Annotated in this window: 16 protein-coding genes and 1 tRNA gene; 10 read left to right on the forward strand and 7 right to left on the reverse strand. The window is 30.6% G+C overall.

Annotation, left to right across the window (positions count from 1 at the left end):
* Positions 1-388: 388 nt before the first annotated feature.
* Positions 389-2,146: a thiamine pyrophosphate-dependent enzyme gene (locus AAGU07_RS03620; protein WP_342457847.1), complete on the reverse strand. Its 1,758-nt coding sequence runs from the start codon at positions 2,144-2,146 to the stop codon at positions 389-391.
* 421 nt (positions 2,147-2,567) lie between these two features.
* Between AAGU07_RS03620 and AAGU07_RS03625 the strand changes: the two genes are divergently transcribed.
* Positions 2,568-3,314 carry a hypothetical protein gene (locus AAGU07_RS03625; RefSeq protein WP_342457848.1) on the forward strand — a complete coding sequence of 249 codons (747 nt, stop codon included), beginning with the start codon at positions 2,568-2,570 and terminating at the stop codon, positions 3,312-3,314.
* A gap of 79 nt (positions 3,315-3,393) precedes the next feature.
* Positions 3,394-4,191 carry a UbiA family prenyltransferase gene (locus AAGU07_RS03630; RefSeq protein WP_342457849.1) on the forward strand — a complete coding sequence of 266 codons (798 nt, stop codon included), beginning with the start codon at positions 3,394-3,396 and terminating at the stop codon, positions 4,189-4,191.
* A gap of 75 nt (positions 4,192-4,266) precedes the next feature.
* On the opposite strand, the gene AAGU07_RS03635 is transcribed toward AAGU07_RS03630, so the two are convergent.
* The 3 genes from AAGU07_RS03635 to AAGU07_RS03645 all read right to left on the reverse strand — a co-directional run bounded on the left by AAGU07_RS03635 (position 4,267) and on the right by AAGU07_RS03645 (position 6,340).
* A complete protein-coding gene (locus AAGU07_RS03635) occupies positions 4,267-5,451 on the reverse strand; it encodes an NAD(P)/FAD-dependent oxidoreductase (protein WP_342457850.1) in 1,185 nt (394 codons plus the stop codon).
* Between the two features lie 9 nt (positions 5,452-5,460).
* Positions 5,461-5,631: a 4Fe-4S binding protein gene (locus tag AAGU07_RS03640; RefSeq protein WP_048081289.1), complete on the reverse strand. Its 171-nt coding sequence runs from the start codon at positions 5,629-5,631 to the stop codon at positions 5,461-5,463.
* 541 nt (positions 5,632-6,172) lie between these two features.
* The gene (locus AAGU07_RS03645) at positions 6,173-6,340 is read right to left on the reverse strand and encodes a TIGR04165 family Cys-rich peptide (RefSeq protein ID WP_048081290.1); all 168 of its coding nucleotides are present in this window, start codon (positions 6,338-6,340) and stop codon (positions 6,173-6,175) included.
* Between the two features lie 370 nt (positions 6,341-6,710).
* On the opposite strand from AAGU07_RS03645, the gene AAGU07_RS03650 reads away from it, so the two are divergent.
* Positions 6,711-6,884, forward strand: coding sequence for a TIGR04165 family Cys-rich peptide (locus AAGU07_RS03650; RefSeq protein WP_095651970.1), 174 nt, complete (start codon positions 6,711-6,713; stop codon positions 6,882-6,884).
* 143 nt (positions 6,885-7,027) lie between these two features.
* On the opposite strand, the gene AAGU07_RS03655 is transcribed toward AAGU07_RS03650, so the two are convergent.
* Entirely contained in the window at positions 7,028-8,185 is a 1,158-nt protein-coding gene (locus AAGU07_RS03655) for a TIGR04083 family peptide-modifying radical SAM enzyme (RefSeq protein ID WP_342457851.1), read from the reverse strand.
* Positions 8,186-8,555: 370 nt separating this feature from the next.
* Between AAGU07_RS03655 and AAGU07_RS03660 the strand changes: the two genes are divergently transcribed.
* The 5 genes from AAGU07_RS03660 (at position 8,556) to AAGU07_RS03680 (ending at position 11,007) form a co-directional block, all read left to right on the forward strand.
* Complete coding sequence (locus tag AAGU07_RS03660) at positions 8,556-9,149, forward strand: LemA family protein (RefSeq protein WP_342457852.1); 594 nt, start codon at positions 8,556-8,558, stop codon at positions 9,147-9,149.
* Between the two features lie 252 nt (positions 9,150-9,401).
* Positions 9,402-9,530 (forward strand): LEA domain-containing protein, encoded by a 129-nt coding sequence (locus AAGU07_RS03665; RefSeq protein ID WP_095651969.1) that lies wholly within the window; start codon positions 9,402-9,404, stop codon positions 9,528-9,530.
* A gap of 150 nt (positions 9,531-9,680) precedes the next feature.
* On the forward strand, positions 9,681-10,004 hold the full coding sequence (locus tag AAGU07_RS03670) for a hypothetical protein (protein ID WP_342457853.1): 324 nt from the start codon (positions 9,681-9,683) through the stop codon (positions 10,002-10,004).
* A 344-nt stretch (positions 10,005-10,348) separates the two neighbouring features.
* Entirely contained in the window at positions 10,349-10,690 is a 342-nt protein-coding gene (locus tag AAGU07_RS03675; RefSeq protein WP_342457854.1) for a hypothetical protein, read from the forward strand.
* Positions 10,691-10,935: 245 nt separating this feature from the next.
* Positions 10,936-11,007 (forward strand) — tRNA-Thr (locus AAGU07_RS03680).
* 163 nt (positions 11,008-11,170) lie between these two features.
* Here AAGU07_RS03680 and AAGU07_RS03685 read toward each other — a convergent pair.
* Positions 11,171-11,389, reverse strand: a complete 219-nt coding sequence (locus AAGU07_RS03685) for a hypothetical protein (protein WP_342457855.1) — start codon at positions 11,387-11,389, stop codon at positions 11,171-11,173.
* A gap of 836 nt (positions 11,390-12,225) precedes the next feature.
* Between AAGU07_RS03685 and AAGU07_RS03690 the strand changes: the two genes are divergently transcribed.
* The gene (locus AAGU07_RS03690; RefSeq protein WP_342457856.1) at positions 12,226-12,579 is read left to right on the forward strand and encodes a hypothetical protein; all 354 of its coding nucleotides are present in this window, start codon (positions 12,226-12,228) and stop codon (positions 12,577-12,579) included.
* A gap of 450 nt (positions 12,580-13,029) precedes the next feature.
* Complete coding sequence (locus AAGU07_RS03695) at positions 13,030-13,275, forward strand: hypothetical protein (RefSeq protein WP_342457857.1); 246 nt, start codon at positions 13,030-13,032, stop codon at positions 13,273-13,275.
* A gap of 201 nt (positions 13,276-13,476) precedes the next feature.
* On the opposite strand, the gene AAGU07_RS03700 is transcribed toward AAGU07_RS03695, so the two are convergent.
* The gene (locus AAGU07_RS03700; protein ID WP_342457858.1) at positions 13,477-13,758 is read right to left on the reverse strand and encodes a hypothetical protein; all 282 of its coding nucleotides are present in this window, start codon (positions 13,756-13,758) and stop codon (positions 13,477-13,479) included.
* Between the last annotated feature and the right edge of the window lie 156 nt (positions 13,759-13,914).

Consider the following 13,914-nt stretch of genomic DNA (forward strand, 5'->3'; position numbering starts at 1 on the left):
TATTCCACCTCCGTATGTTCAGTAATTGCTTTAGAAAATAGTTATTCGTTGAAATAATCGCAGTAAATTTAGGCAGTGCAATTGATAAAATCTCAAAGGGTGTGTGAGATTAAAAATCCATTTGAAATTTACAATCAATTCACCGGCACTTATTATGCAAACAGAAAACACTATTTTCCTGTTATGATAGTATGTTATTACTTACTATATTAATATTATTATTTATATCTGAAAAAACATTAAAAATCGTTTAATCCCCAACAAATGGTGAATGTACACTTTCCTAAATAAAAATAGAACTAAAAATTAAATTTAATGTTTAAGACGCCGAAACATGTTTAGATAAAAAAAATAAGATATTTAAAACAAAATTAATCTAATTAATCATTCATTTAAATCTTACAGGATCTGTATTGATATCTACAATAACTGGTTTATTTTCCAAAAGAGCTTTTTCAACTGCATCTTCTAATTGTTCAGGCTTTTCAACATTGATTCCAATACCACCACAAATTCGGGCATATTCTGCAAAATCAAAGTTGTAAAGTTCAGTCTGCCAGTTTTCATAGCCTTCCATCAACTGTTCCTGGCGAATCATGCCAAGCTCCCTGTTATTTAAAATAAATATCTTTACTGGAAGTTCATATTTAATAGCAGTTACAAAATCCGCCATTAGCATTGAAAAACCACCATCTCCAGCAACGCATACCACCTGCCTATCTGGATAGATAAGCTGTGCTGCAATCGCTGCTGGAAGTCCAAATCCCATAGAAGCTAAATAACCCGAAAGTATCATCTTCTGTGTGTCTTTCATCCAGAAATTCCTTCCAAACCACCATGTATTTTCCCCAATGTCCAGAGTTATAACCGCATCATCTGCAAGTTTATCATTGAGAACTTTAATTATATACGGCGGACGTACTGGTGTTGTTTTTGAGTCTATTTCCCCCTCCAATAACTTTAACCAGTCCCTTTTAAATTTTTTAATTTCATCAAGGTAACTTTCTTTCTTGTTTTCTTTAACCAGGTCATTAAGTTTAGGTAGTATCTCAGCACTGTTTCCAAGCAGTCCAACTTCTACAGGGTACTGCTTGGCTATCATCATTGGATCTATATCGATTTGTATGGTTTTCTTCTCGGGTATCTGGGTCATATCTGAGAATGAAGACCCGACCACAATTAAAAGATCAGCACTTCGAACCAATCTGGTGGCTGCAGTTGACCCAATTCCCCCATGGCTGCCTACATAAAGATCATTAAACTCATCTACCACCCCTTTACCTCTAAAGGTACTGACAATTGATGCTGAAATTTTTTCTGCAAGTTCTAACAGGTTAGCTCCCTGTCCCATTGCACCAAAACCTGCGATTATCACAGGTCTCTTTGACTGATTAATGATCTGGGCAGCCTGCATTATCACAAACATTGGCGGCGATATAGCTTTATTCGGAAAACTGCCGTCAAATGAAATTATTTTTTCAGTATGAGGTAATTTTTGGACATCATTTGGAATACCAATATGTGCCACGCCCCTACCTGTGATTGCATGTTTCATTGCAAAGGTTGTAAGGGTCACTGTCTGGTTTTCAGACATCAATATCTCATCAAATATAGTAATAGGCTTAAAAAAAGAGTGCTGGTCTATTTCCTGGAAAGATCCCGGGCCAATTAACTGTCTTTTAACCATTCCAGTAAGTGCTAAAACAGGTGAATGGTCCAGTTTAGCGTCGTATAGTCCTGTAGCTAAGTTTGTAGCACCCGGCCCTGCTACTGTCAGGCATGCTGACACATGCCCCTTTAATTTACCGTGGGCAGATGCCATAAATGCCGCGGATTCCTCATGACGTACCTGTATGTATTTAATTTTTTCATTTTTCCGTATTGCATCTATAATTCCAAGGGATGAAGTTCCAGGTATCCCAAAAACATATTCCACTCCCCACTCAGCCATCTGTTCCACTAAAACATCAGAAACTGTTGATTCACCCTCCTTAAGCTCCTTAACTTCTTCAGTAAGCAGTACAAATTCGCTCTTTGGAGAATTACAAACTGGACACGTCCAGTTTTCAGGCAAATCCTCAAATTTAGTGCCTTCTTTTTCCTCATCATACACATAGTTACATACCGTACATCTATATTTTGCCATGTGAGTCACCAAGCCATTTTAAATTTCAATACAACTTAAAATATTTTATTTCATTATATTAAAAACGTTCATATTCCGCAATATGCCATATAAACTGCAAAACATCGAAACTGCGCATAATAAGCTAATTTTTACCATAAAGTTACCATCATACATTAATATGATCGTAAAAAGTAATAAAATATTCTATGCCACATTATAAAGCGTTCCCCCATTTAAAGCTTTAAATTATTAAAAATAGTGATTTAAGATATGATTGATTCATAACTGAATTTTATTATAATATTTTCAATTAATGAACTTACAATAATCTAAATGCTTAACCAGTAACTCAAAATTTTATTATAAAGGTTCCAATGTTGAAACAGCTATTTTACCGGTTATCTGCATTTATATACTTTTAAAATCAAAACATTACTCTATGGAAAAATATAAAGTAAGTTCTGCAGGTAATAATGAACTTTTCCTAATCACCGATTGCTACAAAAAGCTTTGCCAGATAATGAAAGGCTTGAAAAATGACAGAGGTAAAATAGTCCACGTAATCGGGGCTCCAGGTACTGGTAAATCAGCGAATATTTACCACGCCATAGGTGATCTTAATTTAAATATTTATGATATGAAATTACGTTTAAAATCAGTGAATGTAAGCTCAAAACATGTTTTTAACACCATGTTTGAAGGAATAAGTGAAGATCTGGAAGTAAAATCAAAAGAAGAGATTTATAGAAAACTTTCAGAATATGATGCAGTTTTAATTGCAGATAATTTTCATGATTCACATAATTTAGACTCTAACTACATAGGTTTTAGTAAATGGACTTATTATTCAGGTTTTAAAGCTCTTTATTTTTACTTACTGTGTATAACTGAATATTTAAGGCACAGAAAATACTTCAAAAATATAAACATTATTTTACAGACTGCATGGCGAATTCATATAATGGGGAAAAAATATGATTTATTTTCAGATCTGGGCTTATTTTCAAAAATTCTTGTAAATATACTCAACATATTTTTTGATGTCGTCGTGATATGTTACTCAGAAAAAGAAACTATAGAAATTGTAAAAATGCATGTTAAAGATGCAGATACAGATACAGTTAGAGAATACATCCATAAATATGGCCATAAACCAAGATTTATATGTGATGCACTCAAAAAATAAGATTAAACTTTTTTCGCAGTTAGCTGTCAAACTACAAATAGATACATGAATCAAGTTGAGTATGTAATGAGGATAAAAGATGATAAAGACCCTTATTAAATCTACAAGACTGTCATGGGCATCTAAAAACTTCAATGCATACCTGCTTGCCCTTACATATGCTTATTTTTCAGGAATAATAATTACAAACCCTTTTGAAATACTGGAAGGTCTTTTACTTGTTTCAGTGTTCTGGGGCGCATTGTACAGTTTAAATGACCTGACTGATCTTGAAGTAGATAAAAAAGATTACACTAAAAGAAACAGGGCTTTTATTGAAAATAAGATTGATGAAAAGTGGATACTGATTTTCTCCAGTTTTCTGATAGTTGCAGTATTTATAATCTCACTGACTACTTTAGATCCTCTATTTACCATAATTTTAGGGCTAATGCTCTTAAATCAGTTGATCTATACATTACCTCCTGTAAGACTTAAAGACACCATATTTGCACCTTTTACAAGTACTGCCACAAACAGCGTCTTAAGGATAGCTTCATGCTGTGTGCTGCTGGGCAACGTGCTTTTAGTTCCAGTAAGCGTATATTTTTTCATGTACATGGCAGGAATGGCCACTTATGTTATGTATAAATCAAAGCAAATTTCTGCAAGTATTGTAGGAGCCATAGCTGGAATAAGTTTAATTTATATACTTTATACAGGAGAAATGAACATTATCCAGTTTGTAGTCGCAATTTTACCATCGTTTTTAGCTGCAATACCATTATACCTTTCTGTTTATATAGACAAAGATGAAATGACTCAGATTGCTGACATTTTATATCATCAAGTCGCGATGGTATTCTTTTTAATAGTTATTTTAATTATTCTGTTTTAAAAAATTAAAAAAAAGGCACTTGAATATATTTTCAAGTAAAATAAAAAAGAGGATCAAAAATTTGATCAAAATTATTTAGAATAGTTTTCCGAGCTTTAATAAAGCTTTAGGTGAGACTTTAACAAGTACCTTAAGAAGTTCAGTTGTACTTATCTTCTCAAATTCAGTTTCCCTGAACACTTCGGCTATTGAGTCTAATTCTTCATTTGAAAGGCTTTCAAGATAACTTCTTGCCTTCATGTACTTATTAAATGAATCCCCAATTTCTTCTTTGCATCGTTTTTCATATTCTGCAAGCCTTTTTTCAGAGAAATCATCGTCTTTAACTGCCGCAGCAGCTATTTGACCGGCAATACGTCCGCCCTGCATACCGCTTATTATTCCTCCACCAGTTAAAGGATTTACCATTCCACCTGCATCTCCTACAACCATAACGTTATCAGTGGCTATTTTTTTCAAGATTCCACCTACAGGATCTCCACCTATATTAAGTTCCACTGCTGTAGCATTTTTAGTTGTAGGGCAGTTTTTTACAAAGTCAATGAGGTGTTCGTAGGCACTTTTTTCTGTTAGTGTAGATATAACTGCAAGACCAACGTTTGCAATGTCTTTTCCCTTTGGAAATACCCATGCATATCCTCCAGGGGCAACATCTCCAAAGTAAAATTCTAATGCGGTATCACTTTCCAGTTCTACACCCACCATTTCAAACTGGGCACCAGATTCCATATCTTTAGGCTTGACTGCAGTTTTAAGACCGCCCCATCTTCCAACTCTCGATTCTGGACCGTCTGCACCTATAACTATCTTTGCCTTAATATCGAACTCTTCACCCATGCGTTCTGCTTTTACAATTACATGGCCGTCTTTCCTTTCTAAGCCTTTAGCAAGAGTCTTGATCATTATGTCAGCGCCTGCTCTTGCAGCGTCCATAGCCATATGTTTATCAAATACCTTTCTTTCTACCACATAACCCATTTCTGGAAGTTTTACTGTATCTTCAGTAAGCCAGACATCGGTTCCATTTGGAGATACAAGACGTACACCATTGATTTCTGAAGTTATCCACCTGCTGCTTGGCTCTACGCCTAATTCAATTAAACCATCCTTGGATACACCTTCGGCACATCTTTTAGGAGCGCCTATTTCAGATTTTTTTTCAATCATTAACACATCTGCACCGTTTAAAGCAGCGTGTTTGGCGGCAGATGAACCTGCAGGACCTGCCCCAATTACTAGAACATCAGTTTCAATTAACATTAATTCACCTTATTCTTCTTTTATTAAAGCACGCACTGGGCATGCTTGTACGCATATTTCACAATCTTTACATGAACTTTCATCAAACGTTATGGTTGCCTCGCCTACTTCAATCAGGCATCTTGGGCATACGCCTGCGCATTCACCACAATACATACACCATTCTTTAACTATCTTCATTTTATCCCTTTTCTGATTTTTTTACTCTCGGATTTAACTCTTATTCAGTTTATTATAACTCCTTTATTAATCTTCACATAATAAAAAGTTACATCCACTTTAAAATTAGTATAAAGTGAATTGGAAGATCAAGTATAAAAACTTGATTATAACAATTTTTTATGGTTCAAATTTAGACATGCATTTCAAGTGTAAAATTTCATGTACTTTCTAGAAGATGTAGCAGAATCCTGCAAGCTAAGTGCAAGTATGTTAAATGTGTATAAATGAAATTACACTCAGATAACTTAAGCACATGTTAATGTGTATGTATAACACGTATACACATATCACACACATCACAAATATTGCAAATAAATTAATAGGTATCTAAAAAATATTTAAAGATTAATATAAAAGCTAAAAATTTATTTTTAAGGTTTTTTAAACTACAATATGTATTAAATAATAATATAAATATATTTTGTGCATTTTAAGTTATTTAAAAAAATAATTCAGTTTTTTATCAAAAAATAGAATATTTAGTAAATATATGATTTACTTACTCTTCTTCCTCATCTTTCTTTGATTTAAATACATATCCACATTTAGTACAAATCACTGCCCCTGTTGTTGCATGAGCATGATGTTCAGTTTCTATATTTCTTTTAACTGTTTTATCTACACCGCCGCATTTAGGGCATTTTTTAGCCAAGTCACCTATTTTCATTTTAGCATACCTCTTATAAACATTACAATTACTATTTTAACATTTTTTTTATCAAATAACTATTTCTTCTTCTAATTTAATTAAACTTATGATAAATCTGAAAACAACATAATAAGATTGGTTTATCTTTAAACGACCCACATGCAAATAAGAATTTAAATAAATAAATTAGTAAATAAAACCTCTGGATTAAACTTACAACTTTAAATTGTATTATAATGTTTTTTTTGACTTTTTAACACTTGGTTTAACTTAGAGTTCAGCTTGCAGCAATGTTTATATACTTTGATCTGCATATTATAATACATTCGGAGAAGACCGAACTAATATAAACATCTCTAAAATTTGAATAATTTTAGGAGGCTAAGACATGAAAACAGAAGAATTAAGCAAAAAATGTCCTAAATGCGGTTGTAAAGATAAACATATCATACAAAATGATTCAACAGGGATGCTTGTAGGTGTTGAATACAAACACTCCGGATCCAAAGTCCCAAAGGGATCTAAATTCCGGTGCACTGAATGTGGATACGTATTTGAGTAATTAGCGAGGTTTAGGGTTGATCTTATGACTCCTTAATTGCCCTAAAACTCACATATTTCTTCTTATTTTAAATTACAAAATTATAACCTATTAATATAGACTAATTAAACTAGAAAAACCATATCTCATAATTAAATCATTGGTTAAATACGCTTAAGCATTATGGACATTATCCTCGGCTTTTGTACTTTTTCCTCGGGCTTCCCTGCCCCAAATGCCATCATACCCTGTGATGACAAAAACTCTTTATTTACACGATCTGTAATTTCCTTAAATATTATTTTATATGCCTCACAGTGAGGGTCCACACCATCAATTTCCGCCTTATTAGTTTCTTCATTAATTTTTAAAGCATTATAAGGACATCCTCCTCTACAAAACTTCATATATGAACATCTTTTGCACTCTTTATCTACATATTCCTTAAATTCATCAAGAAGCTTTGCAGGTGCAGATTTAGAGAGATCCTCAACTGTTGGGTGGTCACGGACATTACCCATCACGTACTCAGGCATTCCTACAAATCTATAGCAAGGATATATGCTCCCATCCGGCCCTACTGCAAATGTATCCCCCATACAGTCCACATAAGTACAGACAGTCCCCCTACGAGTAAGTACACATTTACAGAGATGGTCTATGTTCATAATTTCAATTTCACCCATATTTTCTAAATATTTGTCTAAAAGATAGATCAAAAGCTCCCCATACTTTTGCGGATCAATGGCCCACTTAGTAGGGTCTTCACTGCGCAGTGAAGGTAAAGCAGGGTGTAATTTAAGTGTCAAACCTTTTTCAAGGAAAAAATTAAAGATATCCTCTTTATAATCTATAGAATAAGAAGTAAATGTAGAAATAAAACTGACTTTTAAACCATGTGCCTTTGCAATTTCATAGCCCATCATGGTCCTTTCATAATAACCTTTCCCCCTCTGAAAGTCATTAAGTTCCTTAGGCCCGTCTAAACTTGAACCTATTGGAATATTATACTCGCTGAAAAGTTCAGCAAGTTCATCTGTCATATTCCATAGATTAGTCTGAAGGGCAAATGCAGGTTTCAGATCATTCAAACCGTTTCTAAGCATTGGCAACGCTTTTTTATAAAAATCCAGACCCGCAAGTAGAGGTTCTCCCCCATGAAATGTAAATGTAACTGGTTCGTTGCGGAATGTCTTAAGCCAGTTAACGATTTCTTCAACAGTTTCAATGCTCATTACAGGAGATCCCTCCTGCGAACTCCAGCAGTAGTTGCACTCAGAAGGACAGCCCAAAGTAGGAATTATCATTACATGAAAAGCCATTTTAACACCATTTTTAGTTATTAAAAATTCATATGTTAATAACTTAATTTTTCTATTTATATATTATCCTATTTTTCAATTTTTAAATTGAAATAAATATAAATTATTAATTAGGTTATACCCTGTTTAAAATATAACAATATTAAACTGCTAAAAATATAAAATTAGATTTAAATAGATAGTTAATGAAATTAAAACTCGGTTAAAAATTACTTTTAATCCCCTTTACTTCTTAAAATATGCTGTGCGGCTGCCATATTTTTAAGATCAATTTATAGTACCCACGATAATTTGAAAAAGCTTATATATCTAATCATAAGAAAATAGTTTGTAATTAATAAATTATATTATTTTAAAACGGTGGTTTGAGATGTGGAATGAAATAGGCTTCCTGATAGTCGTTTTAATTATTGGAGGATTAGCCGGAGCTGTTATAGTTATGTATAACAGTTTAATTAAGCTTAGAAACGGTGCAGATAATGCATGGTCACAAATTAATGTTCAATTAGAACGAAGAGCAGATTTAGTATCTAACCTGGTTGAAACAGTGAAAGGATATGCTAAACATGAAAAAACTACACTTAAAGGAGTTACTGAAGCACGAGCAGGACTATCAAATGCGGAAACTGTAAAAGAAAATGAAAAAGCAAATACTCATCTAACTAAAACTTTAAAAAGCCTATTTGCAGTTGCAGAAGCTTATCCTGATTTAAAAGCTGACGAAAGTTTCGAAGATCTAATGAAACAGCTGTCTGAAACCGAAAACCAGATTGCATATTACCGCCAGTTGTACAATGATGTGGTATGGCAGTATAACAATAAATGTCAGATGTTTCCAAGCAATATCATCGCTAGCTTCTTTGGATTTGAAGAAGAAAGATATTTTGAAATTAATGAGAACGAAAAAGTAGTCCCACATATTAATTTCTCAAGTGATGACACATTAGAAGCAGAAAACATTTAAAGCAAGTAAAAACCTAATTAAATCCTTTAAATTAACTTTTTTTGTATATATGCAATTATTATCCAAATAGTGATTTATTAAAACTATTTTTTTAATTATTTTCCATTATTTTAGCTAAATTGCAGCTAATATAACTATAAAATTACATTTAGTCTTTTATACTCTAATTGGAGTAATACAGCAACCCAGTAATTATTTAATAAAAAATAAAATATATGTATGATTACGATCAAAAACAGTAGTGGTGGTCTTATGGTTGACACCCATGATATTAAAGGCAAAGGTAAAGAGTTAAAAGGAAAAATAAAGGGTAAAACTGCAGAAGAAAAAGGAAAACTTAAAGGCAAATCCGCTGAATTAAAGGGTAAGCTGAAAAAGTAAAAAAAATAATTCTACTGCATATTCCCTGGTATAATCTGTATCCTACAAATGAACATTCAAACCCAAACTAAATCATCTTCTGAATTAATGTACGGCCCATTTTGGTTAATATTTGTAATCTGATTGAATTAAGGATTAATTGGTGATATTATGATTAAAACATTAAATCAAGAAAAAATAGGGCAGCCTCGAAAAGGTTTCGTTAGTTTTAAACTAGAATTTACAGATGATAAGCTGTCTAAAGAAAATATAGAGGATATAGATAAAAAATTACTGGAATATAAATCACATGTAACTCACTTTAAAGAAGGCAGTGCTTATGAATATGAGATAGATCCAGAAGACAAAATCATTAATGTAATAATACATTATCCCCTTAAAAAATGGCCTGTTGAGGAACAAAGAGATATTAAACTAATTAACGATTTTGCAGACGATTTTCAAGAATTTTATGAAAGTAAAGTTGATCACTAGCTTATTTTTAACAACTTTAGTGTATACTCTTAAAAATTAAATAAACTATAACTACGCTCATGTCTAAATGGTTGCGCCGACATTATTTGAATTTTTATGAGTTACATGGTTAAGTAAATTACACTTTTCCAAATATAATTTCATATAATTAATTGATATTATAATTTAACATAAAGCATGAAGTGCGCGCATGATCATGAGCGAAAAGCTAAATTAATAGAAACCCATTAATTAAATGCTGCAGATAAATAAACTATAAAAACTAAATTTGTAAAATATAAACCATTTCATTAATTAATTTCAATAAACGCTGCTTTAAACCAATCAACTAAAAAAGTGGTATTATGAAGAATAAACATTCTAAAAATAAAGAAGAAAATCCATTAAAAGAGCTTGATAAAATTAAAGTACACTCATTTAAGGAATTGGAACATGAATATTTTAATGATATGAAATTTGAAGATTTTCAAAAGGAAAGGTTAAAAGAATTTGATAAAAAAGAATTAAAAGATTTCAAAGAATTTGTAGAAGATTCAAAGATGGATTCATCTTTAGAAAATCTAAAATTAGAATTGAATTCTGATGACACAATAAAAAATATCCTAAAAGAATTAAAAGACATTGGAATAAATGGGAAACGTCAGCTAAAAATTATAACAATGCTCAAAAAAGAAATTCAGAAATAAAAAAAGATACTATTTTAATTATTCTTTATGCTTATTAATTGAAGATGTATTCCATTATCATTTCTAAACGTTTTTCGTGTTTTATCAATAATAAAAGTTATATACCTGTTATAACAATGTTACATTGAAGATATTTTAAAATGTGTCTTCAAACCCGGGAATTTGCTGCTTTTTAAAGCACTGCCCTGAACTAATTACAATCAACCAAGTTAGTTTATGGCGCTTTTTTATAAAAGATTTCGTTAGCCTGTGTAGCTCAAAGGCCAGAGCAGTTGCCTCGTAAGTAACAGATAGGGGTTCGAGTCCCTTCACAGGCTTAAATACAGTTATTTTTAAAAATGTTATTCAAATATAACAATAATTAATATTTTTATGTTTCAAATCATCCAGTTAATAAGCTAACCCGCTAAAAATATGACGTGAGTTATAAACCCGTGCATTAACTTATAAAATTTTTACCTTAAATTAAATTTTTTAAATTTAAATCCAATCAAACTCCGTGTTTGGATTCACCTTGGTTTTTAATACAGTCCAAGATTTAATAGTGGTTTCTTCCTTGATAAATTTGGATATATCCTCAACTTCATCGTAATTATATAATATAATGTCATATCTATCGTAACTGACAGTTATATCTGCAATACTTTTGAATTTTTCCTGCAGCAGCTTAATATTTTCTTTCACTTCTTCAGAACTCATAATTATGGTATATTTTTAGGGACTAATAAATTTGTGTTTTCTATATATTTAGCTCACAATGAAAATTAATCTAACATTATTAAATAACCAAATAATACTATCCTAAACCCAATTTGTATCATTAACTATTCGTTCTTTAGATCCGGCGTAAATTGAATCAAATTTTACAGTTTTAATTATTAATTCAACATAAAATCAAATTGACCTTCTTAAATTTTAATAAAATAATGCACCATCCCCAAATTTACTTAATCTCGCTTCAACAATATAAATTTATGAACAGCTGCATATCCCCATTTATTTACTTATTTTCTTTTTGCTTTTTATGTTGGATATAAGTTCGCCAAAAAATAATTGGGGCCATATTTTATCTGATAAGAACATAGTTATATCTTAAAAAATGTATGTGGCCCTTTTAAATGCATTTATGAGTAAATGAGCTTACATTTTGATTTAAAATTTTTTTTAATCACTAAAAAATATTTTTATAAGCTAAACTAAATTGAGTACCTGAAAATAGATATTAATTATATATATAAAAAATTAATAAAAGTAAAATGAGTTTTTAAAACACTCATGTCTATGTGCATGAATTTATATTTTAGTTAAATTATAATTGAATATAATAATTAAAAACATGTATTTATCAACGATACACGTGAAATTACATTAATTCACACCTTCAGGACATGAATGTTTAAAAATTTTTTAGTAGGACTACATTGAGATCAAAGATGGAATTCTTAATTTTAAATATAGAATAACACCTCGATTTCAAAATTTAAACTAGTTTAAATAATATTACAAGTTTGTACTTGCTATTTGAGGTAAATAACATGTTGGAGTTTAGAGAATTCAAAATATTAGATAGTGGTAGTAACTTAATTACTCCAATTAAATTCAGCTTTACAGATAACGAATTAAAAGAAGAATCTCTGGAATGTATGTATGAAAAACTAAATGAATATGAAATGTATTTAGAATATGATTGTAAAGGTGAATTTAATATTGAAAATAAAAAAGAAATTATTATTGAAATGATTATAACATTTCCAAGTAGAAAAGTTCCTGAAGATAAAAAGGAACTAGAAGAATTTATCAACAGACATATAATGGATTTCAGTGAGTATTATTATAAAATAAATAAATTAGAGAACTTAATTAATGATAATTTAATAGCACCTACCTAATTTTTGTCAGATAATTATAAATAATGTTCTGTAAATTAATTTGATAGTTATTTATTATTTGGATACTATTTTTAACTGTCCATTTACTGCATATCTCCATTTAGTTGTAAAAGCAATAGAAATGAGAGATATAAAATAACATTTTTAAAGCTTAATATTAACTTTTAGATTCCTCATTTCAATTTAAACTAATTGATCCTCTAAAATTTTTGATGTTATCCCCCGAACTTATAGATTATTTTAACAAAAATTTAATGCTTTTTTAATTCAGGTGACTTTGTATGTACTGGATTAACAGGAAAAAAATATAAGACATTAAAACCAATATTAATAATCATATTCTATAACTTATTATAACTTCGATATATTCAGCTATTATTAACATGATAGTCCCCTCTAACGATGATCTTATTCTTATTATTTTTATCAAAATTAATGGAGGTTGATGATGTGAGTAAAAAATCAGTTAATTGGTGGAATATTATAAACAAAATCAGCCACGATAAATCCACATGGGATTATCTAGAACCTGCAGAAATAGTAGAAATCCTGCAGAGAGTAACTGAAGCAAAAGAAAAGATAGTCGGGCTAGACAGATACATTCGTATCCATTTAGGCCCTGCATTGCAAAAATTACAATTTTTAACGGATCCATGGTATGTCTATAATTTTCAAAGTTATAGGTACAATATATAAAAACATTTCTAATCCACCATTTTTTATTTTATGGCATCAAAATTATTTAAACATAATTAATTCCTTTAATTATCATCCAATTTATTATAATAATCAATATCATTAACCAGAACTTAAAAAACTTGATGATATTAGTTTTTAATAGAATAATGAAGGCCAATAAAAATAGTTACTGACCTTTATCAGTTTATCGAGTTATTTTTATTTTAACATTTCTTTGATCGCTTTCATTATCTCAAGTTTCTTTTCTATCATAGAACTCTTCATATCTAATTTAGCAGCCATAAGTTTCTTTTTATGTTCCATCATCTCACGTTTTTGCCCTATCATATCAATTTTAAGATCCAATTTCATGGCTAAAAGTTTCCTTTTGTCATCATCTGAGAGCATTTCCATTATTTCTTTAGTCATCATCTTTTTTTTCATCATTTGTTCCATCATCATCATTTCTTTCATTTTTCCCATCATCATTTCCTCTTTCACATTATCACCTCATATCTTATATGTAATAATTTTATGCTTATTTGTATTAAAAAGTATCCAATTACAGATATACCTCATTTTAACACAGTTAAGTAAAGCAAAAAATACGGCCAAATTAAAATCAAAATCAGATCAAATACCACATTTACTTTTTAG

The organism is Methanobacterium sp., assembly GCF_038562635.1.
Taxonomy (GTDB): Archaea; Methanobacteriota; Methanobacteria; order Methanobacteriales; family Methanobacteriaceae; genus Methanobacterium_D.

Excerpts from the sequence above, each read along its gene's own strand:
- AAGU07_RS03685 (WP_342457855.1), bottom strand. The coding sequence starts at position 11,389 with ATGAGTTCTGAAGAAGTGAAAGAAAATATTAAGCTGCTGCAGGAAAAA.
- AAGU07_RS03690 (WP_342457856.1), top strand. The coding sequence starts at position 12,226 with ATGTTGGAGTTTAGAGAATTCAAAATATTAGATAGTGGTAGTAACTTA.
- AAGU07_RS03660 (WP_342457852.1), top strand. The coding sequence starts at position 8,556 with ATGTGGAATGAAATAGGCTTCCTGATAGTCGTTTTAATTATTGGAGGA.
- AAGU07_RS03670 (WP_342457853.1), top strand. The coding sequence starts at position 9,681 with ATGATTAAAACATTAAATCAAGAAAAAATAGGGCAGCCTCGAAAAGGT.
- AAGU07_RS03675 (WP_342457854.1), top strand. The coding sequence starts at position 10,349 with ATGAAGAATAAACATTCTAAAAATAAAGAAGAAAATCCATTAAAAGAG.
- AAGU07_RS03625 (WP_342457848.1), top strand. The coding sequence starts at position 2,568 with ATGGAAAAATATAAAGTAAGTTCTGCAGGTAATAATGAACTTTTCCTA.
- AAGU07_RS03640 (WP_048081289.1), bottom strand. The coding sequence starts at position 5,631 with ATGAAGATAGTTAAAGAATGGTGTATGTATTGTGGTGAATGCGCAGGC.
- AAGU07_RS03650 (WP_095651970.1), top strand. The coding sequence starts at position 6,711 with ATGAAAACAGAAGAATTAAGCAAAAAATGTCCTAAATGCGGTTGTAAA.
- AAGU07_RS03645 (WP_048081290.1), bottom strand. The coding sequence starts at position 6,340 with ATGAAAATAGGTGACTTGGCTAAAAAATGCCCTAAATGCGGCGGTGTA.
- AAGU07_RS03635 (WP_342457850.1), bottom strand. The coding sequence starts at position 5,451 with ATGTTAATTGAAACTGATGTTCTAGTAATTGGGGCAGGTCCTGCAGGT.
- AAGU07_RS03665 (WP_095651969.1), top strand. The coding sequence starts at position 9,402 with ATGGTTGACACCCATGATATTAAAGGCAAAGGTAAAGAGTTAAAAGGA.
- AAGU07_RS03620 (WP_342457847.1), bottom strand. The coding sequence starts at position 2,146 with ATGGCAAAATATAGATGTACGGTATGTAACTATGTGTATGATGAGGAA.
- AAGU07_RS03655 (WP_342457851.1), bottom strand. The coding sequence starts at position 8,185 with ATGGCTTTTCATGTAATGATAATTCCTACTTTGGGCTGTCCTTCTGAG.
- AAGU07_RS03630 (WP_342457849.1), top strand. The coding sequence starts at position 3,394 with ATGATAAAGACCCTTATTAAATCTACAAGACTGTCATGGGCATCTAAA.